Source organism: Chitinophaga lutea, assembly GCF_003813775.1.
GTDB lineage: Bacteria > Bacteroidota > Bacteroidia > Chitinophagales > Chitinophagaceae > Chitinophaga > Chitinophaga lutea.
In genome coordinates, this window is the sequence record NZ_RPDH01000003.1 from 738,564 (window position 1) to 765,055 (window position 26,492).

General features: G+C 55.1%; 16 protein-coding genes and 1 tRNA gene. 11 read left to right on the top strand and 6 right to left on the bottom strand.

Annotated features, from left to right (window positions below; all coding sequences use genetic code 11):
* Positions 1 to 556: 556 nt before the first annotated feature.
* The 7 genes from EGT74_RS26105 (at position 557) to EGT74_RS26135 (ending at position 10,976) form a co-directional block, all read left to right on the top strand.
* The gene (locus EGT74_RS26105; protein WP_123849552.1) at positions 557 to 3,607 is read left to right on the top strand and encodes a SusC/RagA family TonB-linked outer membrane protein; all 3,051 of its coding nucleotides are present in this window, start codon (positions 557 to 559) and stop codon (positions 3,605 to 3,607) included.
* A 157-nt stretch (positions 3,608 to 3,764) separates the two neighbouring features.
* Positions 3,765 to 5,192 carry a RagB/SusD family nutrient uptake outer membrane protein gene (locus tag EGT74_RS26110; RefSeq protein WP_123849553.1) on the top strand — a complete coding sequence of 476 codons (1,428 nt, stop codon included), beginning with the start codon at positions 3,765 to 3,767 and terminating at the stop codon, positions 5,190 to 5,192.
* Positions 5,189 to 6,553: a sulfatase-like hydrolase/transferase gene (locus EGT74_RS26115; protein WP_220392973.1), complete on the top strand. Its 1,365-nt coding sequence runs from the start codon at positions 5,189 to 5,191 to the stop codon at positions 6,551 to 6,553. The genes EGT74_RS26110 and EGT74_RS26115 overlap by 4 nt, the downstream gene beginning before the upstream one ends.
* 2 nt (positions 6,554 to 6,555) lie before the next feature.
* A complete protein-coding gene (locus EGT74_RS26120; RefSeq protein WP_123849555.1) occupies positions 6,556 to 7,917 on the top strand; it encodes a sulfatase in 1,362 nt (453 codons plus the stop codon).
* A gap of 3 nt (positions 7,918 to 7,920) precedes the next feature.
* Positions 7,921 to 9,327, top strand: a complete 1,407-nt coding sequence (locus EGT74_RS26125) for a sulfatase (RefSeq protein ID WP_123849556.1) — start codon at positions 7,921 to 7,923, stop codon at positions 9,325 to 9,327.
* 74 nt (positions 9,328 to 9,401) lie between these two features.
* Positions 9,402 to 10,418, top strand: coding sequence for a formylglycine-generating enzyme family protein (locus EGT74_RS26130; RefSeq protein WP_123849557.1), 1,017 nt, complete (start codon positions 9,402 to 9,404; stop codon positions 10,416 to 10,418).
* A gap of 156 nt (positions 10,419 to 10,574) precedes the next feature.
* On the top strand, positions 10,575 to 10,976 hold the full coding sequence (locus EGT74_RS26135) for a DUF3592 domain-containing protein (protein ID WP_123849558.1): 402 nt from the start codon (positions 10,575 to 10,577) through the stop codon (positions 10,974 to 10,976).
* Between the two features lie 186 nt (positions 10,977 to 11,162).
* Here EGT74_RS26135 and EGT74_RS26140 read toward each other — a convergent pair.
* Together EGT74_RS26140 and EGT74_RS26145 are read right to left on the bottom strand one after the other, a co-directional pair.
* Positions 11,163 to 11,232 (bottom strand) — tRNA-Cys (locus EGT74_RS26140).
* A 4-nt stretch (positions 11,233 to 11,236) separates the two neighbouring features.
* Positions 11,237 to 12,487, bottom strand: a complete 1,251-nt coding sequence (locus tag EGT74_RS26145) for a sterol desaturase family protein (protein ID WP_246008308.1) — start codon at positions 12,485 to 12,487, stop codon at positions 11,237 to 11,239.
* A gap of 232 nt (positions 12,488 to 12,719) precedes the next feature.
* Here EGT74_RS26145 and EGT74_RS26150 point away from each other — a divergent pair, with 232 nt between their 5' ends.
* Together EGT74_RS26150 and EGT74_RS26155 are read left to right on the top strand one after the other, a co-directional pair.
* On the top strand, positions 12,720 to 13,802 hold the full coding sequence (locus tag EGT74_RS26150; RefSeq protein WP_158618304.1) for a hypothetical protein: 1,083 nt from the start codon (positions 12,720 to 12,722) through the stop codon (positions 13,800 to 13,802).
* 247 nt (positions 13,803 to 14,049) lie between these two features.
* Positions 14,050 to 15,042 carry a WD40/YVTN/BNR-like repeat-containing protein gene (locus tag EGT74_RS26155; protein ID WP_123849560.1) on the top strand — a complete coding sequence of 331 codons (993 nt, stop codon included), beginning with the start codon at positions 14,050 to 14,052 and terminating at the stop codon, positions 15,040 to 15,042.
* Positions 15,043 to 15,144: 102 nt separating this feature from the next.
* Here the strand turns inward: EGT74_RS26155 and EGT74_RS26160 are convergent, their stop codons facing one another.
* Both EGT74_RS26160 and EGT74_RS26165 read right to left on the bottom strand, forming a co-directional pair.
* A complete protein-coding gene (locus tag EGT74_RS26160; protein WP_123849561.1) occupies positions 15,145 to 17,541 on the bottom strand; it encodes a glycoside hydrolase family 31 protein in 2,397 nt (798 codons plus the stop codon).
* Between the two features lie 287 nt (positions 17,542 to 17,828).
* Positions 17,829 to 18,839, bottom strand: coding sequence for a WD40/YVTN/BNR-like repeat-containing protein (locus tag EGT74_RS26165; protein WP_123849562.1), 1,011 nt, complete (start codon positions 18,837 to 18,839; stop codon positions 17,829 to 17,831).
* 115 nt (positions 18,840 to 18,954) lie between these two features.
* Between EGT74_RS26165 and EGT74_RS26170 the strand changes: the two genes are divergently transcribed.
* Complete coding sequence (locus EGT74_RS26170) at positions 18,955 to 22,086, top strand: ligand-binding sensor domain-containing protein (RefSeq protein ID WP_123849563.1); 3,132 nt, start codon at positions 18,955 to 18,957, stop codon at positions 22,084 to 22,086.
* A gap of 84 nt (positions 22,087 to 22,170) precedes the next feature.
* Complete coding sequence (locus EGT74_RS26175) at positions 22,171 to 22,800, top strand: response regulator (RefSeq protein WP_232825997.1); 630 nt, start codon at positions 22,171 to 22,173, stop codon at positions 22,798 to 22,800.
* 62 nt (positions 22,801 to 22,862) lie between these two features.
* Here EGT74_RS26175 and EGT74_RS26180 read toward each other — a convergent pair whose 3' ends face one another.
* Together EGT74_RS26180 and EGT74_RS26185 are read right to left on the bottom strand one after the other, a co-directional pair.
* Positions 22,863 to 24,998, bottom strand: coding sequence for a c-type cytochrome domain-containing protein (locus tag EGT74_RS26180; RefSeq protein ID WP_123849564.1), 2,136 nt, complete (start codon positions 24,996 to 24,998; stop codon positions 22,863 to 22,865).
* Positions 24,999 to 25,001: 3 nt separating this feature from the next.
* The gene (locus tag EGT74_RS26185) at positions 25,002 to 26,459 is read right to left on the bottom strand and encodes a DUF1501 domain-containing protein (RefSeq protein WP_123849565.1); all 1,458 of its coding nucleotides are present in this window, start codon (positions 26,457 to 26,459) and stop codon (positions 25,002 to 25,004) included.
* Between the last annotated feature and the right edge of the window lie 33 nt (positions 26,460 to 26,492).

A 26,492-nucleotide genomic window follows, 5' to 3' on the forward strand; every position in this document is an offset into this window, starting at 1 on the left:
GGCTAACATCCGGAATGCCGTTACCGTAGTGCCATATACATATTGCAGCATGAAGCGTGTTGCATCGAGCAGGTGCAAGGAGCCGGCAGCCGGCCCTTTTGTTACTAATTTGAGGTATTTTCTTTAAGTCTACTTGTTTTGTAGACTAATTGTTTTACATTTACACCCAATATCGTTTTTGCGGAGAGTGTCTGCGTGTGCCAATCATTATAACCGATCAACCATGACACGATTACATCTTTATTCAGCTACAGTATCTTCCATCAGCCGGTGTTGGCCGGCCGGGCAGTATTGAAACTTTTTCTTCTTAACATGCAACGCAATTTATGTGCTATTCAGACTTGCCCCGAAAAGCGGGCCTGGCTTGCCGTTCCGGTCCCTAGGCAAAAAACGTGATGCGGGATGCGTGGTGGAGTTACAGCTGTGCCGCGCATAAAAAAAGCCAGGACTGTTACAGCAGCCTGGCCAACGCATAAACAACGAGACCGGCGATCAACCTGCATCGGTGATTACTCACCGGATGCTTGTCTTATTATTTATACTTAAAGCAAATGTAATGAAAAAATTACTGGTGGCCGTGCTATGGGCCATCCTGGCGTCACCATTCCAGCTCTTATCCCAAACGCCCGTAAAACCTATCATCAATTCTACTTTAAGCGGCCGGGTCACGGACCGTACTACAAAGGAACCGGTGCCCGGTGCGGCGGTCAAGATCAAAGGCACCACGCATGGCGTATCGGCCGACGAGCACGGCAACTTCAATTTTGTAACGGGGCAGAAGTTCCCGTATATCCTCATCATCAGTTCCGTGGGGTACCAGCCGGTGGAACTGACGGTCAACGGCGGTCACGTGGAGATTCCGTTATCACCTGCGCAGACGCAGCTGAGCGATGTGGTGGTGGTAGGGTACGGCACCCAGAAAAAAAGCGATCTCACCGGCTCCGTGGCGTCGGTGCCGGCGCAGGCGCTCCGAAGCCAGGTCAGTTCGTTCGAGCGGGTGCTGCAGGGTTCCGTGGCCGGCGTGCAGGTCACACAAAGCTCCGGGCAGCCGGGCAGTTCCGTGAGCATCCGCATCCGCGGCGGCAACAGTATCACGGGCGGTAACGAGCCGCTGTATGTGATAGACGGGTTTCCGGTTTACAGCAACAACGCGCATGCGGACGCGGGCGTTACCAACGGGCCGTCGATCAACGCGCTGGCCAGCCTGAATCCCGGCGATATCGAATCGATCGACGTATTGAAAGACGCTTCCGCTACCGCCATCTACGGCTCCCGCGGCGCCAACGGCGTGGTGATCATCACCACCCGAAAAGGGAAGGCGGGCCGGAATACCGTGAACTACGACGGTTATTATGGTGTGCAGGAAGTGACCAACACCGTCGACGTGCTCACCGATGCCCGCGAATGGGCGCGGCTCAAGAACGAAGCCCGTGTGAACGCCGGTAAAACGCCTTACTATACGGAGGCGCAGATCGCCGCATTGCCGCAGGGCACCGACTGGCAAAGGGCGGCGCTCAGAACCGCGCCGATGCAGAGCCACCAGCTGACCATTTCCGGTGGGGACGAAAAAACGAAGTACGCCATCTCCGGCAACTATTTTAAACAGGAGGGAGTATTGCTGAACACGGATTTCGAGCGGTATTCCGCCCGCCTCAACTTTGACCGTAACATCAACACGCGCTTTAAAACCGGCATCAGTTTTACGGCCAGCAGAACACGCGCGCAGGTGGCGGACAACAGCATCGTAAGAGCGCTGCTGCTGATGCCGCCGGTGATACCGGTGTACGATGCGAAAGGCAGATACACCTACCAGAGCGAGTTTGAAACGCCGCTGGGTAACCCCGTGGCCACGCTCGTGCAGGAAACGAACAACACGAACACTTACCGCGTGCTGGGCAATGCGTACGGGGAATACAAGATACTGGAGAACCTCACGGCGCGGGTGTCTGTGGGGGCGGATATCATCCACAACAAACAGAATTATTTTATCCCGTCGTCCCTGTACAAGGGCGCCAATTCCACCGCCAACAGCGTGGCTACGGTGGGCACGAAGACGGCCGCTACCTGGCTGAATGAAAACACGCTGAACTATGTCAAACAGATCGGCAAGCGCCATTCGCTGAATATTCTGGCGGGTTTTACGCAGCAGGCTTTCCGCAGTGAAAGCGTAACGGCTTCGTCGGAAGGGTTTGTGACCGACCTGCTCAGGTACAACGACCTGGGCAGCGGCTCCGTTTTCCGCCAGCCGGGCTCCGGTTCCGCGGAATGGGCTTTGCAATCATTCCTGGGCAGGATCAACTATACCCTCGATGACAAATATCTCTTCACCGTCACCGGCCGTGCGGATGGTTCGTCCAGGTTCGGGAAGAACAACAAATGGGGTTATTTCCCTTCCGCGGCCTTCGGCTGGATCATCAGCAAGGAAAAGTTCATCCGGCTGCCGGATGCGGTGGATAACCTGAAATTCCGCATCAGCGCGGGGCTTACGGGCAACCAGGAAATCGGGCAGTACCAGTCGCTTTCCACACTGGCGAACAACAACTACTTCTTTGGCGGCAACACCGTGGTGGGTTTTACGCCCAACCGCATCGGCAACCCCGACCTGAGCTGGGAAACCACCGCGCAATATGATGCGGGCATCGACCTGTCGCTTTTTCACAACCGCATCACCCTGGCCGTAGACGCGTATTACAAAAAGACCACCAACCTCTTGCTGAGCGTGCCCATTCCGTTTACCACCGGGCAGAGCACGGCGTTGCAGAATTTCGGGTCGGCGTCGAACAGGGGGCTGGAGATCTCACTGAACACCGACAACATCCGTGGTGATTTCAGCTGGAATACGGGCATCGTGTTTTCGATCAACCGCAACAAGATCATCAGCCTGGGCGATGGCGTGGGTTACATCATCTCCGGCCCCAGCATTGCGCAGACAGGCGAGCCGCTGGGCGCGTTCTACGGTTTCCGGACGAACGGGATCATCCAGGCGGGGGAAGACGTGAGCAAACTGCCCGTTTACCTCACCAAAAACAAACCAGGCGACCAGCTGTACCGCGACTTCAACGGCGACGGCGTGATCACCGAAACAGACGACCGCCGGGTGATCGGAAACGCGCAGCCCAAATTTCTTGGCGGCGTAACGAACAATTTCGCGTATAAAGGCGTCGAATTGAATGTGTTTTTCCAGGGCTCGTATGGCAACCAGTTATTCAACCAGAACCGGCAGCAGCTTGAAATCCTCAGCGGCCAGCAGAACGTGGCCGTTTCGGCGCTCGACCGCTGGCGGCCGGAGAAACCCTCGAACGTTATTCCGCGGGCGTACGAAGACCCCGCTTCCGTGAACTCAGACCGGTTTGTGGAAGACGCATCGTATCTGCGCCTCAAAGCGCTCACGCTGGGTTACACGCTGCCGGGCTCCGTTACTTCCAAAGCCAGGCTCGGCGCGGTGAAGTTTTATTTCACCGCACAGAACGTTTTCACGTGGACGCAGTACAGCGGTTACGACCCGGAGGTGAGCAGGAATGAACAGAACACGCTGACGCAGGGAATTGACAACGGGGTGTACCCGTATTCCAGGTCGTTCACCGGCGGGCTGAATGTTACTTTTTAGCGACCTGACGAAGATGTTGCGGGGTAGATGGCGGGCACTGATCCAAGCCAAAGGCGGGTACCGCCCGCGATAAACATCCGTCACCGTTGAAAATTACTTTGATGAAAACCATGATGAAATATTACTGACGCAGGGGGCATCTCCAAAATCATTTGCGATGAAAAAATATCTCTTACTATATACGTTCGCAGTTGCGTTGAGCGGCTGCGCCAAACTCACTGAAGCGCCGGATTCGATACTGGTCACGGACCAGTTTTACCGCACGCAGGAAGACGCCATCGCCGCAGTGAACAGCGTGTACAACGGCGCGCTGAACAACGGTGGGATTACCATGTACAACCGCCTGTTCAACCTTGGTTTTGAAATACAGACAGACGATGTGATCGCCGGGCAGCGGGTCACCAATATCGATGTGCGGGCGATGTCGTCGCTCACGCATTCCACTTCGAACGACCGGGTGAGTGAACTATGGCGCGAGCATTACGTGGCCATCAACAGCGCCAATATCGCCATCGACCGTATTCCCAACATCGAGATGGACTCGGAGCTGCGGGCGCGGCTGGTCAACGAGGCAAAATTCCTGCGGGGATTGTTGTACTTTAACCTGGTGCGGCTGTGGGGCGAGGTGCCGCTGGTGCTGCACGAAGTGTCGTCGCTTTCCAAAGAAAGCCTGTACGTGAGCCGTGCGCCGGTGGAAGACGTGTACCGGCAGGTGATTGCCGACCTCACCGATGCGCAGGGGCTGCCGCCGGCGTATAACAGCGCCAATGCGGGCAGGGCAACGGGCGGTGCGGCAAAGGCTGTGCTCGCGAAAGTATACCTTACCAGGAAGGAGTGGGGAAAGGCGGCCGCCAAAGCGCAGGAAGTGATCGGCGGGCCGTACGGGTACGATCTCTTCACCAATTTCTCCGACGTGTTTAACGTGGCCACCAAAAACGGTAAAGAGCATATCTTCTCCGCCCAGTGCAAAGGCGGTAACGGGCAGGGCAACCGCCTGGCTTCTTCCTGCACGCCGGTGGGCATTCCCGGCGTGGCCGCGGCCGGTACCGACGAGCCGGCCAAAGGTACCTATGAATTGTATGCCGCTAACGATAAGCGGCGGGACGTGACGTTTTTCACGAAACTGGTGAGCCCTACCAATGGGCAAACCTATACCTTCCCGCCCAGGTTTTACAAATACTTCGACCCGGGCACCATCACCAATCCCACGGAATCCAATCAGAACGTACCGGTCATCCGCTTTGCGGAGGTGCTGCTGATTTACGCGGAGGCGGTGAACGAAGAAAGCGGGCCTACCACGGCTGCTTACGACGCCATCAACCGGGTGCGCGCAAGGGCGGGGCTGGCGCCACTGGCTTCCCTGTCGCAGCCCGGTTTCCGCAAGGCCGTATACGACGAGCGCCGCCTCGAACTGATGTTCGAGTTCCAGCGCTGGTTCGACCTGGTGCGTACCGGCAGGCTGATCGAAGCGCTGAACGCCGCCGGCAAAACCAACGTACAGGAAAAACATTACCTGCTGCCGGTGCCGCAGCGGGAAAGGGACGTCAACCCGAAACTCTCACAAAATAAAGGATGGGGATCATGAAACACTACCAAATCATCTGCCTGCTGCTGATGGCATGTTTGCCGCTACAGGCGCAGCAAAAGAACAACCTGCCCAATATCGTGCTGATACTGGCCGACGATATGGGCAAAGAATGCCTCGGCGCTTACGGCGGCACGTACAACACGCCGAACCTCGACCGCCTTGCCAAGGAGGGGTTGCAGTTCAATTACGGGTTTTCCCAGCCGCTGTGTACGCCCAGTCGTGTACAGATCATGACGGGTAAATACAATTACCGCAACTACGTGGAGTTCGGTTACCTCGACCCGCTGCAGAAAACATTCGCCCACCTGGTGAAACAGGCCGGTTACAAAACGGCGATCGCCGGCAAATGGCAGCTAGGTAACAACAACAAACTGCCTGCGCATTTCGGGTTCGACCAGTATTGCCTCTGGCAGCTGACGTACGGCCGCGCGAAAGGGGAGCGTTACGCCAAACCCCTCGTTGAACAGGACGGGCGCATCCTGCCTGTGACGGACGATGATTACGGTCCGGATATTTTCACCAATTACCTGCTGCAGTTCATCGAGCAGAACAAAAACAACCGCTTCCTGGCCTATTACCCCATGGCGCTGGTGCATGATCCCTTCCTGCCCACGCCGGACAGCAAAAGCTGGGAAACCGATGTCGCCGGCCGGCATAAAAAAGACACGGCGAATTTCCGCGACATGGTGGCCTATGCCGACAAAGAGGTGGGGCGTATCATCGACAAACTCAAACAGCTCGGCCTCTACGAGAACACCATCATCATCTTCACCGGCGATAACGGCACCGGCCGGCCGATTGTGACGCCGCTGAAAGACGGCACTACCGTGAGAGGAGGGAAGGGCCTCACCCTGAGCCGCGGCCATCACGTACCGCTCATCGCTAACTGGGGCAACGGCCGTAACCGGAAACACGTCACCGACGACCTGGTGGATTTCACCGACGTGCTCGCCACCATCGCCGAAGCCACGGGCCAGCAGGTGCCCGCCGCCTGGGAAACCGACGGGGTGAGTTTCCTGCCGCAGATCAAAGGAGAGAAGGGGCATCCCCGCAAATGGATATTCTCCCATTACAGCCCGCTCCATAATGCCGGCGAGAACAAACATGCCAATGAATTTTTCCGCAACCACCGTTTTAAACTTTACCGCGACGGAAGGCTCTATGATCTGGAGCGTGATCCGGAAGAGACGGCGCCGTTACCGGAAGGAAGCGGGGGAGCAGAGGCGGAAGCGGTGAGAAAAACATTTACCGCAGAGTTCGCCAAACTGCCCGCCTGGAAACCCGGCGACCCCGGCAAACCGAAGGTGATACTGCCCGGCCTCGAACCACATAAAATTCAAATCGCCAAAGAAGATTAACGATGTATAAAAATCTTTTCACGCTGCTGTTACTCGCAGCTTCCATCACCGCCTCCGCGCAGCAGAAGCCGAACGTGCTGTTCATCGCGGTAGACGACCTCAACGACTGGATAGGCGCCTACGGCGGTTATCCCGGTGTTAAAACACCCAACCTCGACCGCCTGGCGAAGAAAGGCGAGCTCTTTACCCGCGCGTATTGTTCCGCGCCAGCCTGTAACCCGTCGCGCGCCAGCCTGCTCACGGGCGTCCGGCCGTCGACCTCCGGGGTATATCACAACGACCAGCCCTGGCGCCCCGCTTTACCGAACGCCGTTACCCTGCCCCAGTATTTCACCGCCAACGGGTACGAAGTAGCCGGCATCGGGAAGATCTTTCACGACGTCTATAACGATGCCGCCTCCTGGCCGGTGTATCACAAAGTGCAGAAATCCCCCGAACCGCCCGGCGCACCCGTGGTAGGAAAAGGTCACTTCGACTGGAGCCCCGTCAAGGCGAAGGATGAAGACATGGGCGATTACAAGAACGTGGACCGTGCCATCGCATTTTTAGGGCAGCAAAGGCAGAAGCCGTTTTTCCTGGCCGTGGGCTTCACCCGTCCGCACCTGCCCTGGTATGTGCCGCAGCAGTACTTCGACCAGTACCCGATTAACAGCATACAGCTGCCGAAAGTGACCGCCAACGACCTGCAGGACGTGCCCGCAGCGGGCGTCGCCATCGCCAAACCCGGCGGCGACCATGCTTTTATCCAAAAGAGCGGCCAATGGAAAAACGCCATCCAGGGCTACCTGGCGAGCATTACGTTTACCGACGGGCAGATCGGCCGTTTGCTCGATGCGCTTGACAAAAGCCCGTATAAAGGCAATACGATCATCGTACTGTTCGGCGATCATGGCTGGCACCTCGGCGAGAAGGAACACTGGCGCAAGTTCGCCCTGTGGGAAGAAGCGGCGCGCGTACCGTTCATCGTGCTCGCGCCTGGTTTTACCAAAGCCGGCACCAGCTCCGGCCGCACGGTGAGCCTGCTCGATATTTACCCTACGCTGGTGGATCTCTGCCGGTTGCCCGTTAAAAAAGAGCTGGAAGGCAACAGCCTGGTGCCCCTGCTGAAAAATCCCCTGGCCGTGTGGGATCGCCCCGCTGTTACCACGCACGGGCTCAACAATCATTCCGTGCGGTCGGAGCGCTGGCGTTATATCCGGTATGAAGACGGCTCCGAAGAATTATACGATCATGACCAGGATCCGCAGGAATGGAAAAACCTCGCCGGCGACGCGCAATACAACAACGTTAAATCAGACCTGGCCAAATGGCTGCCGAAGGTGAACGCACCGAACGCCGCCAGCAGGAAAACCGCAAAACTGTAACACATGAAACGGATACTTTTTATGGGGCTGCTGGCCATTGCCATGCAGGCCGCCGCACAAAAGAAACCCAATGTGCTGTTCATCGCCGTGGATGACCTGAACAACGACCTGGGCGCCTACGGCTCAAAGCTGGTGAAATCGCCGAACATCGACCGCCTCGCGGCGCGCGGGGTGCGGTTCGACAGGGCGTACACGCAGTTCCCGCTGTGCAGTCCCAGCCGCTCGTCGCTGCTCACCGGCTACCGCCCCGATGTTACGCGCATCTACGAGCTGAGAACGCATTTCCGCAGCATTTTGCCGGACGTGGTGACGCTGCCGCAGCTGTACAAACAAAACGGGTACGAGGCCATCCGGATAGGCAAGATCTTCCATTACGGCGTTCCCGGGCAGATCGGCACCAACGGGCTCGACGATTCGCTGTCGTGGAGCCGCGTCATCAACCCCAAAGGCCGCGATAAAACGGAAGAAAGCAAAGTGGTGAACCTGACGCCCGCCCGCGGTCTGGGCAGCGCGCTGGCGTATTATGCCGCCGATGGGGCGGACAATGAACAAACCGACGGCCTCATCGCTGAAGAGGCGATCAAAGTGCTGGAGCAGAAAAAGAACGAGCCGTTTTTCCTGGCGGTGGGTTTCTTCCGGCCGCACAGTCCTTATGTAGCGCCGAAGAAGTACTTCGACCTGTACAACCTGAACGACATCCCCATCGCCGGCGATATCGAAAAAGACCTGGAAGACGTGCCGCCCGCCGCCCTGTTCACCAATCCGCCCAACTGGGGGCTGCCTGTCGATAAACTGAAAGAAGCCAAACGTGCGTATTACGCATCCATTTCGTTCATGGATGCGCAGGTGGGCCGTTTGCTCGACGCCATCGACCGTTTGCAGCTGGCAGACAATACGATCATCGTGCTGTGGAGCGACCATGGTTATAATGTGAGCGAGCACGGCCAGTGGATGAAACAAAGCCTTTTCGAAAAATCCGCCCGCGTTCCGCTGATCATCGCCGCACCCGGAGCAGCCAAAGGCAAGGCCTCCGCTCGTACGGTGGAGCTGCTCGATATTTATCCCACGCTGGCGGAGCTGTCGAAACTCACCCCGCCGAGGCCGCTCGACGGCCGGAGTCTTGCGCCGTTGTTGAAGAACCCGGCGGCGAAGTGGGACAAACCCGCACTGACGCAGGTGCGGCGCGGCCCCGACACCATCGGCCGCAGCGTGCGGACGGAACGCTGGCGTTACACCGAATGGGCCGACGGGAAGGCAGGTGTTGAACTGTACGATCACCAGGCGGACGCAGGAGAGATCACCAACCTGGCGAAGGACCCCGCGTACGCCGCGCAGGTGAAGGAACTGGCCGCATTGTTGCGGAAGAGTTACGGGCTGCCGCTGGTGCGGCTCAAAACGGCCGGGCAATAAATGAAGCCGGGGATATAAATTTTTGAAAATGAAGCGCTGCAACTTTGTAGCTTCACGGTAAGAACATAACAATAATGCGTGTATTTCAATGGGTCATAGGAGGAACGCTGCTGCTGGCGCAACCAGCCTGCCAGCAAGCTTCCACAGGCAAAGGCAATCAACAGGCGGATTCGGTGGCCACAAGGGCCGGCGGCGATACTACGGCCGGTATGGTGCTGATCAAAGGCGGCAGTTTTGAGATGGGCTCGGAAGAGTTCCCGGACAGTCGCCCGGTGCATCGCGTCACCGTAGGCGATTTCTGGATGGACGAGCATGAAGTGACGAACGCACAATTCGCCGCCTTCGTGAAAGCCACCGGCTATCAGACAGTTTCCGAACTGCCCCTAGACCCGGCCGATTATCCCGATGTGCCGAAAGAAAAACTGGTGCCTTCGTCGGCCGTATTCACCCCGCCGCCACAGCCCGTGCCGCTCGACAACCCGCTGCAATGGTGGGCGTACGTGCCCGGGGCCAACTGGCAGCATCCGTTCGGGAGCGGCAGCAGCATCGCCGGAAAAGATAACGAGCCCGTGGTGCACATCAGTTATAAAGACGCCGCCGCGTACGCGAAGTGGGCCGGCAAAAGGCTGCCCACCGAAGCCGAATGGGAATACGCCGCCCGCGCCGGCGGCCGGCAAACGAAGTTCTACTGGGGCGAAGAACTGAAACCCGGCGGCAAATGGCCGGCGAATATTTTCCAGGGGAACTTCCCTTCCGGCAATACCAACGAAGACGGCTACACCGGCGTATCGCCCGTAAAAACTTTCCCGCCCAACGCGTTCGGCCTCTACGATATGGACGGCAACGTATGGGAATGGTGCGAGGATTTTTACCGTCCCGATTATTACCAGCACAGCGATACCCTCAACCCGAAAGGCCCGCCCGACAGTTTCGACCCCGACGAACCCGGCGCGGTGAAGCGGGTACAGCGAGGCGGTTCATTTTTGTGCAGCGACCAGTACTGCATCCGCTACCGTGCAGGCAGCCGGGGTAAAGGTGAGATCACCAGCGCCAGTAACAACCTGGGTTTCCGGTGTGTGAAGGATAAATAATGAAAGTGTTCCTGTAAGGGGCATAAGGAAAAATCGTATCGGTTTTTTGATACGCTTTTTTCGTGCCATACAGAGCAGTAAACCTTGCGCAAAACAATCGAAAAGCAGCAGAAGCAGGCTTTTTGATGTAGGTTTGTGTTGTCAACGTATGCAATTATGTGGTACACCATTTTACTGATATTGGGATTAACCCTGTTAACCTTGTCTTTCTTTACGTTCAGGCGATCATTGATTTTCCTGCGTAACTGTGAGAGAGTGACCGGCACCGTAACGGAGCTGCAGGTGGTGAGGGATTCCGAAGGCGATTGTTTCCGGCCGGTATTCAAGTTCAGGGCCAGCAACGACGTGGAATTCCTGTACACGCATTCCACCGCCAGTGATCCGCCGGCATTTACCGTCGGGGATAAAGCGGAAATCGTGTTCAAACCCGGCGAGCCGGAGTCTGCGGAACTACTGACCTATATGGCGGTTTTCAGGCCAACGGTTTTCCTCGTGGCAGCGGGTTTGCCGATGGCGGTGGTGGGAGCGGGGTATTACCTCTCCGGCATGCTCTTTTAACAATGTTGTTGCCGGGTGCAAATACAGGATCCCTAAACTGGTGTGCCCAAAGAATCAGCTGATGCTTTCGTGAGCTTGTTGATCCAGTAGTTTTCGGGCATCAGCGTTTTTCAATGCTCAATAAATTCCTGTTCTTCCGAAAGAAAAATGGACAAGCCGGCGATTTTTCCGGTTTGTCCATTCCAGTAGTCGCGGGTGGATTCGAACCACCGTGAAAGGCTTTGCAGGCCTTTACCTAACCACTCGGCCACACGACAGTATCATCGGGTCCTTTGAAAGAGCAGGCGGTGCAGTGACTTTTCGATGCGGGAAAAATAGAACGTCAGCAGTCCTGCGAACAGCAGCACACTGGCAAATACGTACAGGTGCGGGAAGTAGATCAGGAATGTAACGGCGATCAGCATCATGCGGGCGTATTCGAGGTAAAAGAACCATTTCTTCTGCTCGAGGATGGCGCCGGTGTTGACGAGGCTGATGAGAATGAATAATACAATGAACACATTCAGGCCCACCGGGATGTATGCTTCCAGCAGCGTGGCCACGAACAGCAGACTGATGCTGATGATGGTCTGGATGATGATATAGATGCGCTGGAACTTCGTCTGTTTGCGCACCTTTGTTTTCCGCAGCCATACTTCTTCCAGTTGTCCCCTGATCTCCGGATCGATATCGTCCGGTTTCCCGAAAACAACCTTCCACCTCGCTTTCCAGCTTACCGCTCTTCTGAACGCCGTCAGCAGCTCGAGCATAAAATGAAACTGTTGCCAGAGGAAACTGTGGCTCTTCAGCGGTTTGGTAAGGCCGTACACACAGGGCTCTTCATCGCGCTCCGGCGTGAAGGTGCCGAACATCTTGTCCCAGATGATGAGCACGTCGCCGTAGTTTTTGTCGAGGTACGCCTCGTTGGAACTGTGATGCACCCGGTGGTGCGAGGGCGTTACCATAAAATACTCCAGGATGCCCAGTTTGCCGATGGTTTGGGTATGGATGAAAAATGGATAGAGCCCATGCACCAGCAGTAACGAGGTGATCATGGCCGGCGGGAAACCCGCCAGGGGCAGCACGGCCCAGAAAAGGGAGCGGGCCGCTGCCTGGAAAACGGTTATTCTTGCAGATACGGTGTAGTTAAAATCTTCGCTCTGGTGATGCACCACGTGCGCGGCCCAGAGGATGTTCACTTCGTGGGCGAGGCGGTGGTACCAGTACCACACGAAATCAGTGGCCAGGAAAAGCAGGAACCAGGTGTACCACTTCGGCTCAAAATGCCAGAGGGCAAAGTTCCGGTAGATGTAATCAAAGAAAAAGTAGAACAGCCCCGTCACGAAAATATCCAGCAGGCGTTCCGCGACGCCGATGTTCAGGTTGGCTATTGACTCGGCGAACTGGAAGTAATTTTTACCCGTTCTGCGGGAAATCACATATTCCAGGCCAATGAAAAACAGGAATCCGCCGATTGATAAAGCTATCCAGTTCAGGTTGGTCATATAACAGTCTACTAGTTTTGTAGACAAATATAGTGGTTTATGTATTTGGAGACAAAATTTTTTGGGGGATGGGTGGGAAGACGGGAAGTTGCGGCAGGCGGGTTGCAGAGCCCTGTTTGCCGGTAAGATGCAAGTAAGCCCGCGATTCATTTTGCATTTCCATTAAAAAGACGCATTTTTAGCGCATAATTCGTTTTCCATTAAACCCGATACGATGATACCCTCTACCTTGACCCGCTTAATCCTTCTTTTCATTTTCATGTTTCCTTCGTTGCTGTATGCCCAGGCCCACGGCCCCACGCCATGGTCAATCATCGGCGGCACGAATACTGGTGTTGATCCTTATCCTTTCCTCTATTACAAAGTGGTGGAGTTAAAAGGCAATACCGACCGTTATGCGAACATTATTGATATTTCCGTGCAGGGGGATGCTAACTATTTTGAGCAGCAGGGCACTTTCCGGCTGCGGGTGGATAAATTCGAAGGCACCGTCACCGGCCGCTTCGACGGAGTGGAAATCCGGTGCACTTCCGGCAATCCTTCGGCCGCGGTGTTTTATGTTTTCAACAATGCGGTGTGGGTGCGCGCCAGCTATAAATGGGGCGCCATTTTTTACAAAACAGAAGGGCTGTTTGCCGGCTATTCTCCGCTTACGGGCGGGGACTGGGGCAGCACTACCACTGAGCCCTCCGGGTATCTGGCCATGACAAACACACATGGCCTGAAATGCGATTTCGATAATAACCGGTTTTTTAAGCTGCCGTATGCAAGTCCGCTTGGTGATTTTTATGTTGGAGGGCGTGTAGGAATAGGGGTACCGTATGCGTATAATACCCTGGTTCTACCTAACACCGGCTCAATTGCCTGGAAGCATACGAACGGAGATGGAGAGATCATTGGCATCAATTCCAACGCCAGCAACGATTTCACAGTATACGCCGGTGGCCCCGACAGGCTGTACATAAAAAGTTCTACCGGCAACGTAGGCATCGGCACGAATAACCCCGGCGAGTATAAACTGGCGGTAGAAGGAACGATCGGTGCGCGGAGGGTAAGAGTCACTTCCCTCGCCTGGGCGGACTTCGTATTCGAGGATCATTACCAGCTGATGCCCCTGCCCGCACTGGAAAAATATATTTCCGACAACAAACATCTGCCCGGCATCCCTTCCGCAAAAGAGGTACAGCGGGAAGGAATCGAACTGGGGGAAATGGACAGCAAACTGCTGCAGAAAATAGAAGAACAGACCCTCTATATCATCGACCTGCATAAAAAGCTGGAAGACGTGACCAAACGGTTGCAACAACTCGAAAACAATTCATCCGTTAGATCGAAACAATAATACCTATGCAAAAATCTTTCTTCCTGCTGGCTGCACTGATCTTATGCTGTGCGGGGGCCCACTCACAGGTAAGCAAGAACGCAGCCGAGATAGCGAAGATGGTTAGGTTGTATGCAGAGAAACATGGCGCAGATCCCAAGCAGATATGGAAACTTGTAAATTCCTGGCTGGGAGGGGAATAGATAGTATGAATATGAAAATGAGTTATTTTATCAATTTAGTAATACTCCTTTTGTCTTGCTCAAACATGACTAGTGAGAAAAAAACAGGATGGAATATTGTAAAAACAGCAGGGGTTGACACGGAGAATGCGTCTCTTGATTTTATGATAGTTAATAAGTCGTACCAACTAATACTTGGTTCGAAGTATACCGATAGTGATATCGTCAGCAGGCGATTCAATAATTATGATGCCTGCATCTATCGCTCAGAGAACAATGGTAAAAATTGGACGAGAAAAACAATAGGAAAAGGAAAGTTTACAAGCTACACAGTCGGAAACAATCGAGTTTTTGTTGCATTGGGAATTAATACCAAGAATGAAACCGCATTATTTAATGATTCCGCGAAGATTTATTGTTCTATGGATGAAGGACGTAGTTGGAAGGAAATAGCCGCTTATAAAGATTGTCATATAAAAAGTATTTTCATTGCAGAAGATAGTTCTGTTTATATATTAGGGATAGGAAAAAACGATAATTATTGGATATTGCGGAGAACTGCGAATAATGGTATTACCTGGTCGGAAGAAATGAAAGTGTTGATTGACTATGGAACACTAGTTTTTTTCAACAAAGCTTTATGGTGTATTAATGAATCAACAAAAAAATTGATACGGTTATCACTGTCGGATGGTAGAGTGGATAGCTTCGGTTTTCCTGAAAGAGACTTTAAACCACTGTTTGTTCGCCAAAATATGGAAAGTGTACTCGTAATAGGTGAATTAACCCAGACACCAATGGTATATAAGTTTGGTGACGGTAAATTCGAGACAATTATGCAATATGGTGATAAGAATAAATACCCTGTTGATTTATTTTCTTATCGAAACCAATTGGTATTGCTGTTGGGCGAACGCGCCGGGCTCGGTGTCCAGTATTACTTGTATTGGAAAAATGAGCTTACCAATGCTTGGTCTGCGGAGGAGATGCCCGCTAAATATTTTAAACCATATGCATTTTATGAAGATAGTTTTTGGGGGTACAATGGTGGGCATCTTTATCAAAAAACTTTCCAATAGAAGTTGGCTGAATATCTATGGATAAATATACAAAAAGGCACATCAATACCAAAAAAAGCCGCGAATCACTCCGCGGCTTTTTAATTATCCTTCAACGTCATCCTACCGGATAACGATCTCTTCAAACTTCCGTTCCAGCGCGATCTCCACCACATTCCCTTTCAGGTGTTCGGGTAGGAGGGGCCTCACCTCACCGCCGTCCACCACGTATTCTTTCGGCGCAAAAGGCAGGCCGTGTATGCGTAGGCGGTGGTGGGTGTAGTCGGCTTCGAACTTGCCCACGAACTTTTTCTTCAGCCTGAACTGTGCGGGCTCGGAGCTTTGTTTGAAGCGCACCAGGTTGTACTGGCCGGTTTTGTAGGCGTAGTGATCGCCGGCGTCTTCGTAGAGGATGCTGTGGGTGGTGCCTTCGCCGTAGTACACCTGGAGGATCATTTCCATGATCTTTTTCTCGCCTACATATTGCAGGTCAGGGTACTGGGGTACTACTGCGCCGCCTTTCACGAACAGCGGCATTTCGGCCAGCGGCGTGGGTACGGTAACGGACTGCCCGCCGGTGAAGCGCTCGTCGCTGAAGTAATAGTACCAGGTGCCTTCGGGCAGGTACACGGATTTTTCTTTCATCCCGGCCTCGCTCACATGGCTGATCAGCAGGCTGTCGCCCATCATGAACTCGTGGTTGAGGTCGTGGGTGTTTTCGTCGTGCTGGGCCACGAAAGCAAGCGGGCGCAGCATGGGCGTGCCGTAGGCGGCGTATTGCCAGAAGGTGGTGTAGAGGTAGGGCAGCAGCCGGTAACGGAGCTGGATAAACGATTTTACCACGGCTTCGAACTCGGGGCCGAAGCTCCAGGGTTCCTGGTCGAAGCCGGTTTCGTTGCTGGCGGAGTGGGTGCGCATCAGCGGGTGGAAAGTGCCCAGCTGGATCCAGCGGGTGTACAGCTCGCCGTCGGGCTCGCCGATGAAACCGCCGATGTCGCTGCCTGCGAAAGAAAGGCCGGAAACGGCCAGCCGCTGGCATTGTACGGATGCGAGCCAGAGATGTTCCCAGGATGCGATGTTGTCGCCCGTCCATACGGAGCTCCAGCGCTGGGTGCCGGCATAGGCGGAGCGGGTGATCACGAACGGCCGGTTGGGCATCAGGTGCCTTTTCAGGCCGGTGGCGGTGGCCTTGCTCATCAGGTGGCCGTATACATTATGCGCCTTGCGGTGGCTCACGTTTTCGCCGTCGTAATCGTGGCGCACGTCTTCAGGGAAGGTGCCGAGCTCGAACACGGCGGGCTCGTTCATGTCGTTCCAAACGCCACGCACGCCGTTTTCGGCGAGGCTGCGGAACAGCCCGGCCCACCATTCGCGTACCTTGGGATCGGTGAAGTCGGGGAACACGCATTTACCGGGCCATACGTCGCCCTCCATGGGCGCCCCGTCGGCCCTTTTACAGGCGTATCCTTTCTGCACCAGTTCCTGGTAGATGGGATATTCGGGGTCTACCTTGATGCCGGGGTCGATGATCACCACGGTTTTGAAGCCGTCGGCGGACAATTCCCGCAGCAGCCCTTTCGGATCGGGGAAACGTTCCTTGCTCCAGGTGAAGCAGCGGAAACCTTCCATATAGTCGATGTCGAGATACAGGGCGTCGCAGGGAATGCCGCGTTTCCTGAATTCCTGGCCGATTTCTTTGACTCTTGTATCGGGGAAATAACTCCAGCGGCACTGGTGGTAGCCGAGGGCCCAGAGAGGGGGCAGTTCGGCCGTACCGGTGATGCGGGCGTAGGATTCGGCCACTTTCAGCAGTTCGGGGCCGTAAATGAAATAGTAGTTCATTTCGCCGCCCCGCGCCCAGAAGCTGCTCACATCGTCGCGTTCCTTGCCGAAGTCGTACAGGGTACGGAAGGTATTATCGAAAAAGATACCGTAACCGATACCGTTGTGCAAACCGTAGTAGAAGGGGATGTTGCGGTAGAGGGGATCGGTGTCTTTGGCGTAGCCGTAGGCATCGGTACCGAAGTTTTCGAGCCGTTTGCCCCGCAGGTTCAGGTCGGTGGGTTTGTCGCCCAGCCCGTAGAACGCTTCGCCTTCCTGCACCAGTTTGGTACAGTACACGATTTTGCCACCTTTCTGCAGGTAATATTGCCAGTGAAAGCCGGTTTCGTCCTGGTTGATGATACGGCCTTCGATGTCTGTAATGGTGATCCGGAGGTTTTCGCGGGCTACGAACACCCGGATGGCGGTGGTGATGATCTCGAAGGAGTCAGGCCATTCGCGCATGTCGAAATACTCCGGTGACTCTTCCAGTTTCTCGCTCACGCCGTAGGAAAAATCCCGCTGAAAAGTGCCGTCTGCCGCATACCGGAAACGCACAATCTTATCTGAAATGACCCGCAGTTCAAGTATGGTCTCTGAGGTATAGAAATAGAAATAATTTCCTTCCTTCTTCCACGACTGAATCTTGTCCGGGTAATGTTTTACCGAGTATTTACCCGATGTTGTTGCCACTTGCATCGTGCCGATCTGATTTTCTGTGTACTATAATGGCGGCCCGTCGGGGCCACTTCCAAATAAATATATAAAAAAATGGGGGGAGGTGTATATTTTTTTCCCCGCACTGACTGCTTCATTTCCGCCTTTTACAAAATAAAATAGTGCCTTGGCGAACTTTGTACAAATTATAGCAGTGGGAAATCTTAACTTCAGTACATGTACTTTTTGCTTTAACCTATTGTTCCGGTTGTGATACAATAAGCGTATTAAAAATACAGGCGCTCCTTTCCAGGGCGCCTTTTTTATGCTTATTGAACTGGTTCCAGCACTGCGATCCGACCCTTACTGCCCGCCAAATATATCAATTTTCCTTTTTTCGCCCTGCGGGCGGCGTGAAATCCGTCTGTCGACAGCAGATTCCAGGTCTGGCCGCCGTCCGTGGAAAGATCGGTACCGGTGGGGCCGGTAGCCACGAGCCGCTGCGCGTCGATGAATTCCACGGCGGATCGGTACCCGCCGGGCGCCTGCTGCGGCGCTTGCCAGGTGCGGCCCCCGTCGGCGGTGATCACGCAGTTCTGCCGGGTTTCTTTCATCCGGAGGTAATCACCCCCCACGGCCACCCCATACCGCGCGTCGCGGAAAGCGAAGGAGAAAATTCCCGTGCTGGCCTGCCCCTGGATGGCGGGAATGGTGTAAATGTTCCATTTGCCCTTGCTGTAGCGGAAAAACCGGCTTTGCGCCCCGCCGCTGCTGAAGGCATAGTCGCCACCGGGGAGCGCACGCAACGTGGTGCCGCTGGCGGCAAAAATGGCCTCGCCTTCGCCTGCGGCCGGTCCTTCGAAGGGCTGCCAGCTGTCGCCGCCGTTGGCGGTGCGGATGAGCGTGAAACGGCCCCCGATGGGGTCGCCCACGGCCACGCCGGCTTTGCCGGACTGGAAGTCCATCCCGTCGAGGAACATGCCTTTGGCGGCGTTGAAATACACCTGTTTCCAGGTGCCGCCGCCGTCTGTGGTGAGATAGATACGCGCGGGCTCGGCGATGCCCATCACAATGGCTTTATCGGCGCTGAAGGCTTCCACGTCCCTGAAATCGCAGGTGTCGCAGCCGGGGATGGTGAACCATTCCCAGGTTTTGCCCCCGTTGAGGCTTCTGCCGGCTTTACCGCCGGTGCCCGATACCCAGAGCACGGCGTCGTCTACCACGCTCAGCCCGCGGATGCTGGTAATGGGTGCATCAGTAAGGGCACGGAGGCGGTAAGGCGTCTGCGCCAGGGCCTGGCCGGCCAAAAAAGGGAGTAAAAGAGCCAATATCCATTTCATATTGTACCGGTTTGTGGCAATATTAAATAAGAAAAATATAAAATCAGTACAAAGTGTACCACAGAATTATATATTTGCATTTACTGCAAACTTGCAAACCGCTATTAACCAATTGATGCGCCCGACATTTCATCAGACCATCATCCTCACCCTATGGTTCCTCGCCATTCTTGTACCCGCCTCCGCGCAGGAACGGACCTATAACTTTGATTCTTACGGGGTTGAAAACGGCCTGTCGCAAAGCAGCATCAGCGGTGTGATACAGGACGAGGAGGGATTTCTCTGGATATCGACGTTCGACGGCATCAACCGCTTCGACGGGTACGTGTTCAACGAATACCGGTACAGCCCGGCGGGCCCCGGCGTAGACCCGGGCACCATGGAAGAACGGGTGCTGTACAGCTCGGTATCGCAGCAGGGCCGCGCAATGATCAAGAGTTTCGGCCTGCTGGGCACCCGCAGCTATTCCTTTTACCGCGATTCGCGGGCGCAGCTGCTGCTGGCGCATAACCTGGGCATCAGCCTGTACGACCGATACAAAAACAATTTCCGGCACGTATTCGTGGATACGGCGTATATCAACGAGGCGGAAAGGGATTTTATCCCGAAATTCCAGATACTGGGGGAAGACCAGGCCACGCAGACCCTCTGGGTGTGGCGGCCGCTGAAAGGGCTGTATGTGCTCGACAATATCACTTACGAACTGAAAAAGACCATCCTGTACCCGCCGGCCTTCACGAGCAAAAAGCTGCGCCCGGTGGCCATCACCAAACACGAAAACAATATCTGGATGGTGTTTGAAAAGGAGCAGCTGGTGAAAATGGACATCCACACCGCCCGCCTCACCACCTATTGCCTGCCTACCTTGTCAGACAAGCCCATCATCAAAATACTGAACTCCGATTCCCTGCTGCTGGCCAGCAGCGGGCATATCACCATTTTCGACACGAAGCGGAACAAATACACCGACCTGCCGTACCAGCGCTTCAACGAGCTGCAAGAGCCTTTCCTGCCCACCGCCGTGGAGCTGGACGACCGCGGCAACGCCTGGATAGGGGGGAACGACGGGGTGCTGGTGTACAACATCGGCAGCCACGAGATCACCAACCATATCACGAGCTTCAACACGTTCGAGACCAACTCGTTCAACAAGATCATCTGCCTGTTCCGCGACCGGAACGATAACATGTGGGTGGGCACCGACGGCGACGGGCTGAAGAAATATGCGCCCAACAAAAAGGTGTTTTCGCTCTACCGCTCGCCGCGCATCTCCCACAACGTGGTGAAAGCCGTGTACAAACACGACGACGGCCGCCTGTATGTGGGGCTGCTGCACGACGGGCTGGATATCTACGAAAGGGGCGGCAAATACCTCAAGCGCATCTCCAACGAGCTTACGCCGGAGAAATTCCCTGCCAACAACCTGCACAGCATCTGCCGCGAAGATTACGGCAACCTCTGGTTCCACTTCGTCAGGGGCAGCATCGGGCTGTTCGACGTGAGAACGGAACAGTTCAAAGACCTCACCCCGCGGGTGCAGGCGCTGGGCCTGCCGCCGCAGGAAGACATCTATCCCTTCGTGAGCAAACGCCCCAACGGCGAAACTTATTTCAACTATGGTGAGTACCTGCTCATGTTCTCCGAAGCGGAAAAAGGCTACAAGGCCGCCATCGTGCACCGCTTCCTCAACGAACAGCTCACCTGCTTTTTCGAGGACTTCTGGGGCAACCAGTACGTCGGCACCAAAGCGCACCTGTACTGGCGCAAAGCCGACCGGAGCATCTGGGAGATGATCCCCCTGCCGCTGAAAAACCTGGAGATCAAGTCGATCAACAAAAACGCGCACAAACAGCTGTTGCTGGCCACCAATAAAGGGCTGCTGATCCTCGACGACCAGTACCGCAAAAAAGAGCATTACAACAGTTTCGATTACAAAGGCATGCCGAGCGATTATGTGTACGCCGTGCTGCTCGACGATAAAGACGGCATCTGGGTGAGCCACAACAGGGGCATCACCCAAATCCGCCAGAACACCAATAACCTGGTGACGTACAATTTCGAGGACGGGCTGCAGTCGAACGAATTCAATACCGGCGCCTATTTCAAGTCGATGGATGGCGAGCTGTTTTTCGGCGGGGTGCGTGGGGTAACGGGTTTTTATCCCCGTAACTTCAAAAACAACCCCCATATGCCGAAGGTGATCATCAAGCGGCTGGAGGTGCTCGACAAACCGTTCAAGTCCGATACGGCCATTTCGCTGGTCAGGACGGTGGAACTGCCGTACAACCAGAATACGATCGCCATCGAATACGTGCCGCTGGAGTTCACCAACCCGCTCAAGAATAAGGTGCAGTACATGCTGGAGGGGGTGGATGAAGACTGGCTGATGGCCGGTAACCAGAGCGTGGCGAGGTATACCAACCTGCGGCCCGGCAACTATACGTTCAAGGTAAAAGCCTGCAATAACGATGAGGTCTGGAATATGGAGCCCACCACGTTGCAGATCATCATCAAGATACCCTTCTGGCAGTCGCTCTGGTTCCGCTTCTTACTGCTGTTATTAATCCTCGGCATCGCGTATTATTTCTCCGCGTTGTATCTCGATTATAAAATCAGGAACGAAAAGCTGAAGCTGGAGAAAGAACAGGCGGTAGACCAGGAGCGGGCCCGTATTTCGAGCGACATGCACGACGACCTGGGATCCGGGCTGTCGACCATCCGCCTGCTCAGCGAGATCGCCAAGCGGAAGATCAAGGAGCCGGGGCAGACCAAGGAGATTGAACGTATTTCCGAGGCGGCGGGGGAACTGGTGGACAAGATGAGCGAGATCATCTGGGCGATGAACTCCTCGAACGACTCGCTGGCCAACCTGATCGCGTACATGCGGAGCTTCGCTGCCGACTTCCTGGAGCACGCCCATATCGAGCATCACTTCATCATTCCCGACAATATCCCCAACGTCAAGCTCAGCGGCGGCACCCGCCGGCATATTTACCTGGCCGTAAAGGAGTCGCTCCACAACGTTGTGAAGCATTCCAAAGCCACCGAAGTGATCATCGAGGTAAAAGTTTTCAAGAATATGACCATCATGATCAAGGACAACGGGAAGGGCTTCGACCCCGAAAAGGTGCGCCTGTTCGGCAACGGGCTCAAGAACATCGAGAAGCGGATGCAGCAGGTAGGCGGTCAGGCGGACATCATCTCACAAAACGGCACAACAGTTTTCTTAGATATACCATTAAATTAATTTAAATTTGATTTTTATAACATTTTGGTGTTATGACTTTAAATTGAAATGATGGTATATTCGAAAAAAAAGCTGCAAAATAGCATGGATATCATCTCTGTAGCTATTGTTGAAGACAATCATGATATCCGGTCGGCCATGGAACTGCTGATTAATGGCTCAGAAGGGTATGCATGCATTGGCGCTTTCAACAATGCGGAAATGGCCCTGGAAAAGGTTCCACAATTGTTACCCAATGTAGTGTTGATGGATTTTAATTTGCCGGGAATTAACGGAATTGAATGTATAGCACGTTTGAAAGCCGAATACCCCGACATGCAATTCATGATGCTGACGGTTTATGAAGACGACGACAAGATCTTCATGGCCCTCGAAGCCGGCGCCAGCGGCTATATCCTGAAGAAAACCTCCCCCGGCGATTTGCTGGATGCCATCCGTGAGCTGCACGATGGCGGTTCCCCGATGAGCTCGCAGATAGCCAGAAGGGTGGTGGCCTACTTCCAGAAACAGGCCCGGCCCAACCCCGCGCTCGAAGCGCTCACTTCCCGCGAAAAAGAAATTCTCGACCAGTTGTCCAAAGGTTTCCTGTACAAGGAAATTGCGGGTAACCTCTTTATCAGCATAGAAACGGTGCGCAGGCATGTGCACAACATCTATGAAAAACTGCACGTGCGCAGCCGCACGGATGCGGTCAACAAATACTTCAACCGCTAGGCGGTGCATATACAACGAAAGAGGGGGCTTTTTCACAAGCCCCCTCTTTTTTATTGCATTGTTCAGTTCAGCAGTATCTCGTCTATAAAAAACCAGGCTTTCTGGCCTTTCCCGTCGTGCCACTGGGGTAGTTTCGCCACGGGCACCGCCACGATCCTGAGGCAGCTCAGCTGTTGCTCCGGGAACGTACAGGTGATGTTCATGAGGGAGTCGTTGTCTTTTTTCCCTGGCTGCGCCGGGCTGATCTTCTTCAGCAGCTGCAGCTTGCCGGGATCCGTGCCGCCCCATACTTCGATGCTGGCCGGCGGGAAGATGTAGCTGCGCGTGAGGCGCATGGTGTTGAGTGTTACATGTTTCATTTTCACCGGCTGGCGGAAGGTCATCAGCAGCTCCATGTCGTTGTACCGGAAACCGAGCCATTTGCCGCTGGAGATATCAAAGTTCCCCGTCTGGTGGTCCGAGAAAGTCTTGGGCCCGTCTCCCACATATTTTTCGTTTGCCGGTTGCAGCAGTACCGCACTGTCTGGCCGGTACGTGGTTTTCATGAAGCGCATCTTCACGGCGTCGCTGCCGTACCAGCCGGGTTTGTAAGCTTTGGCGCGGATGGTGAATGAGGAGTCGATGCGCAGCGAATCTTTGAATATGGGTGATTTGAGGCTGTCTACCTCCGACCCGTCGAGCGTATACCGTATCTCCGTGCCGCGGATGGGATGGCGCATTTTCAGCGTCATCTGGCTGGCGAAGATGGTTTGTTCGTTTTCCACCACGGGCGGGTTGAGGCGGAGCGAATCGCTGCCGTCGTCGACATATCCTTTTTCGAAGCGGATGTTTTTGATGGCGGCTAACTGCTGCCAGTCGCCCGCGGCAATGTCCGTATTCCAGCAATAAACTTCTTTCAGGCTTTTACTGGCCGCCAGCGGCTTGAGGTGCTGCGCCGTGACGCGGGTGCCCGATACCGCCAGCGAACGCAAGCGGGGCAGGGCATTCAGCCCGGCGAGCGTTTTGCCGGTGATGGCTGTGAAATCCAGGTTGAGCCTGCGCAGGTTTTCGAATTGTTTGATGATGGCCAATTCCGCATCCTGTACGGGCATCTTTTGCAGGTGCAGCTCGATGATCTGTTTTTTCAGCGGCAGCAGCTCTTCCAGCGATTTGGCGGAGTACTGCGTCTGGTTGTAGAAGTTCACCACCAGCGCCGGCGAATGCCGGGCGATGGGATATATCACGCGATAATTGTTATTGAGTTTCTGGATCGTTTTTTCGTCGGCGGCCGCAAAGTCGTACCGGTCGCCGGCATCATCCGGCTGCAGGCGTTGTGCGGCCAGGAGGTATAAACTGTCTCCCGCCGGGAGGTCGCTCACCTTTTGTTTGAAGTCTGCGCCGCCGCGTATCCACAGTTGCAGGATGGCGATCTCTTCCGGTTCCAGCTGCGTTTTGTTTTTCGGCGGCATGTGTTTCTTTTCTTCGAGGGGCAGGTGGATGCGCTGCAGCATGAGGCTGGCGGCGGGATTGCCGGCAACGAACAACAGGCCGGTTTTACCGCCTTTGAGCAATTGCGCCGGTGTTTCCATCAGCAGCTGACCTTTGGCCTTGGCCGGGTTGTGGCAGCTTACGCATTTCTGTTCGAATATCGGTTTGACGAGGTGCTCGTACACCAGCGCCTGGTCGAGCGGGATCTGGATTTTCTGCGGCGGCGGCGTAACGGGCGCGAGGAGGAAGTCGCTGCCGTGGGTGAGGTTGGCGCCGAAGTGCCCGGCCATGGCCAGCCCCGCCAGCATCAGCACGCTGCCGCCGATGAACACCGGCCGTTTGTAATAACGGACCATGTAAAGCAATGAAGAAAGCCATACGATGCCCAGGCCCGTCCATTTATGCCAGCTGAGCATGCTGCCGCTGTACACGTCTTCGACCGACAAAAACAGCCCCGAAATGGCCGTAATGGCGGCGGTGAGCGCGCCTGCCAGCCATAGGTTGCTGATCAGCGGCTGATAGTTGCGCAGGTACTGGTTGCGGAGCATCATCCCGTCGAGCACCAGCGCCAGCAGCAGCAGCACGATGGGAAAGTGGAGCAGCAGCGGATGGAGCCTTCCCGTTACCTGCACCCATGCGGGCAGGTGAAGACCCGGATAAAAAATGAGGATAAAGAGGATGAATACATTTGCAGCAATCAGCAGATTTTCAGCCAGGCGTTTGATGTTCATTGTTTACGCGATAAGGTCTTTCACCACGGTGCCGGCCACGTCTGTGAGGCGGTAGCGGCGGCCGAGGTGTTTGTAGATGAGTTTTTCATGATCGAGGCCCAGCAGGTGCATTACCGTGGCCTGGAAGTCGTGCACGTGTACGGGATTTTGTGTGATGTTATAACCGAAGTCGTCCGTTTCGCCATATACGATACCGGGTTTCACGCCGCCGCCTGCCATCCAGATGGAGAAGCAGCGGGGATGGTGATCGCGGCCGTAATTCTCTTTGGTGAGTTTGCCCTGGCTGTAGTTGGTGCGGCCGAATTCGCCGCCCCAGATCACCAGCGTTTCGTCGAGCAGGCCGCGCTGTTTGAGGTCGGTGACCAGTGCGGCGGATGCCTGATCCACGTCCATCGCCTGACCGGCCATTTCCTTCGGCAGGTTGCCATGCTGATCCCAGCCCTGGTGATAGAGCTGCACGAAACGCACGCCGTTTTCGGACAGTTTGCGCGCCAGCAGGCAGTTGGAAGCAAACGTGCCCGGCACCAGACAGTTGGGGCCGTAGAGTTTGATAATATCGTCGGATTCTTTCGACAGATCGGTGATATCCGGTACCGCCGTCTGCATGCGGTAGGCCATTTCGTATTGCTGGATCTTGGTATTGATTTCAGGGTCGCCGAACTCACTGTAATTGAGGTGGTTCAGCTCCGCGAGTTTATCGAGCATTTTGCGGCGGCCCGTAGAGTCCATGCCCGCGGGATTGTTGAGGTACAGCACGGGGCTTTCGCCGCTGCTGAACTGCACGCCCTGGTGAATGCTGTCGAGGAAGCCGTTCGTCCACAGTTTGGAATACACACCCTGGCCGTTGCCTTTTCCGCGCGAGAGCAGCACGCAGAAGGCCGGCAGGTTCTTGTTTTCGCTGCCCAGCCCGTAACTGAGCCACGAGCCCATGCTTGGCCGGTTGCCCTGCTGGGCGCCGGTCTGGAAGAAAGTGAGGGCGGGGTCGTGGTTGATGGCTTCGGTAAACATGGAGCGCACGATGCAGATGTCGTCCACCACTTTCGCGGTGTACGGGAACAGGTCGCTTACCCAGGCGCGGGCCTGGCCGTACTGCTGAAAATCGTAGTACGAGCCCACAAGCGGGAAGGAGCTCTGCCCCGAGGTCATGCCCGTGAGCCGCTGGCCCATCCGCACGGAGGCCGGCAGTTCCTGCCCCATCATTTCGCGCAGCTTGGGTTTATAATCGAACGATTCGAGCTGCGAAGGCGCGCCGTTCTGGAAGAGATAAATCACTCTTTTGGCTTTCGGCGCGAAGTGGGGGATGCCCGGCGCCAGGCCCATTTCTTCCACGCCGCCACCGCCGCCGAACAGGTCGGGGATCAGCAGGGAGCCCAATGCCACGCTGCCCAGGCCGAGGCTCAGGCGGGAGAGAAAGCGCCGGCGGTTCATGTTGAGGCCGTGTTCCAGAATTTCTTTGTCCATATGCGGTACTGATGATTGCAGAAGGTGAACGCC

Coding starts and splice junctions, on each gene's coding strand:
- EGT74_RS26170 (WP_123849563.1), top strand. CDS start 18,955: ATGCGCCCGACATTTCATCAGACCATCATCCTCACCCTATGGTTCCTC.
- EGT74_RS26160 (WP_123849561.1), bottom strand. CDS start 17,541: ATGCAAGTGGCAACAACATCGGGTAAATACTCGGTAAAACATTACCCG.
- EGT74_RS26120 (WP_123849555.1), top strand. CDS start 6,556: ATGTATAAAAATCTTTTCACGCTGCTGTTACTCGCAGCTTCCATCACC.
- EGT74_RS26125 (WP_123849556.1), top strand. CDS start 7,921: ATGAAACGGATACTTTTTATGGGGCTGCTGGCCATTGCCATGCAGGCC.
- EGT74_RS26150 (WP_158618304.1), top strand. CDS start 12,720: ATGTTTCCTTCGTTGCTGTATGCCCAGGCCCACGGCCCCACGCCATGG.
- EGT74_RS26135 (WP_123849558.1), top strand. CDS start 10,575: ATGTGGTACACCATTTTACTGATATTGGGATTAACCCTGTTAACCTTG.
- EGT74_RS26155 (WP_123849560.1), top strand. CDS start 14,050: ATGACTAGTGAGAAAAAAACAGGATGGAATATTGTAAAAACAGCAGGG.
- EGT74_RS26105 (WP_123849552.1), top strand. CDS start 557: ATGAAAAAATTACTGGTGGCCGTGCTATGGGCCATCCTGGCGTCACCA.
- EGT74_RS26130 (WP_123849557.1), top strand. CDS start 9,402: ATGCGTGTATTTCAATGGGTCATAGGAGGAACGCTGCTGCTGGCGCAA.
- EGT74_RS26165 (WP_123849562.1), bottom strand. CDS start 18,839: ATGAAATGGATATTGGCTCTTTTACTCCCTTTTTTGGCCGGCCAGGCC.
- EGT74_RS26110 (WP_123849553.1), top strand. CDS start 3,765: ATGAAAAAATATCTCTTACTATATACGTTCGCAGTTGCGTTGAGCGGC.
- EGT74_RS26180 (WP_123849564.1), bottom strand. CDS start 24,998: ATGAACATCAAACGCCTGGCTGAAAATCTGCTGATTGCTGCAAATGTA.
- EGT74_RS26175 (WP_232825997.1), top strand. CDS start 22,171: ATGGATATCATCTCTGTAGCTATTGTTGAAGACAATCATGATATCCGG.
- EGT74_RS26115 (WP_220392973.1), top strand. CDS start 5,189: ATGAAACACTACCAAATCATCTGCCTGCTGCTGATGGCATGTTTGCCG.
- EGT74_RS26185 (WP_123849565.1), bottom strand. CDS start 26,459: ATGGACAAAGAAATTCTGGAACACGGCCTCAACATGAACCGCCGGCGC.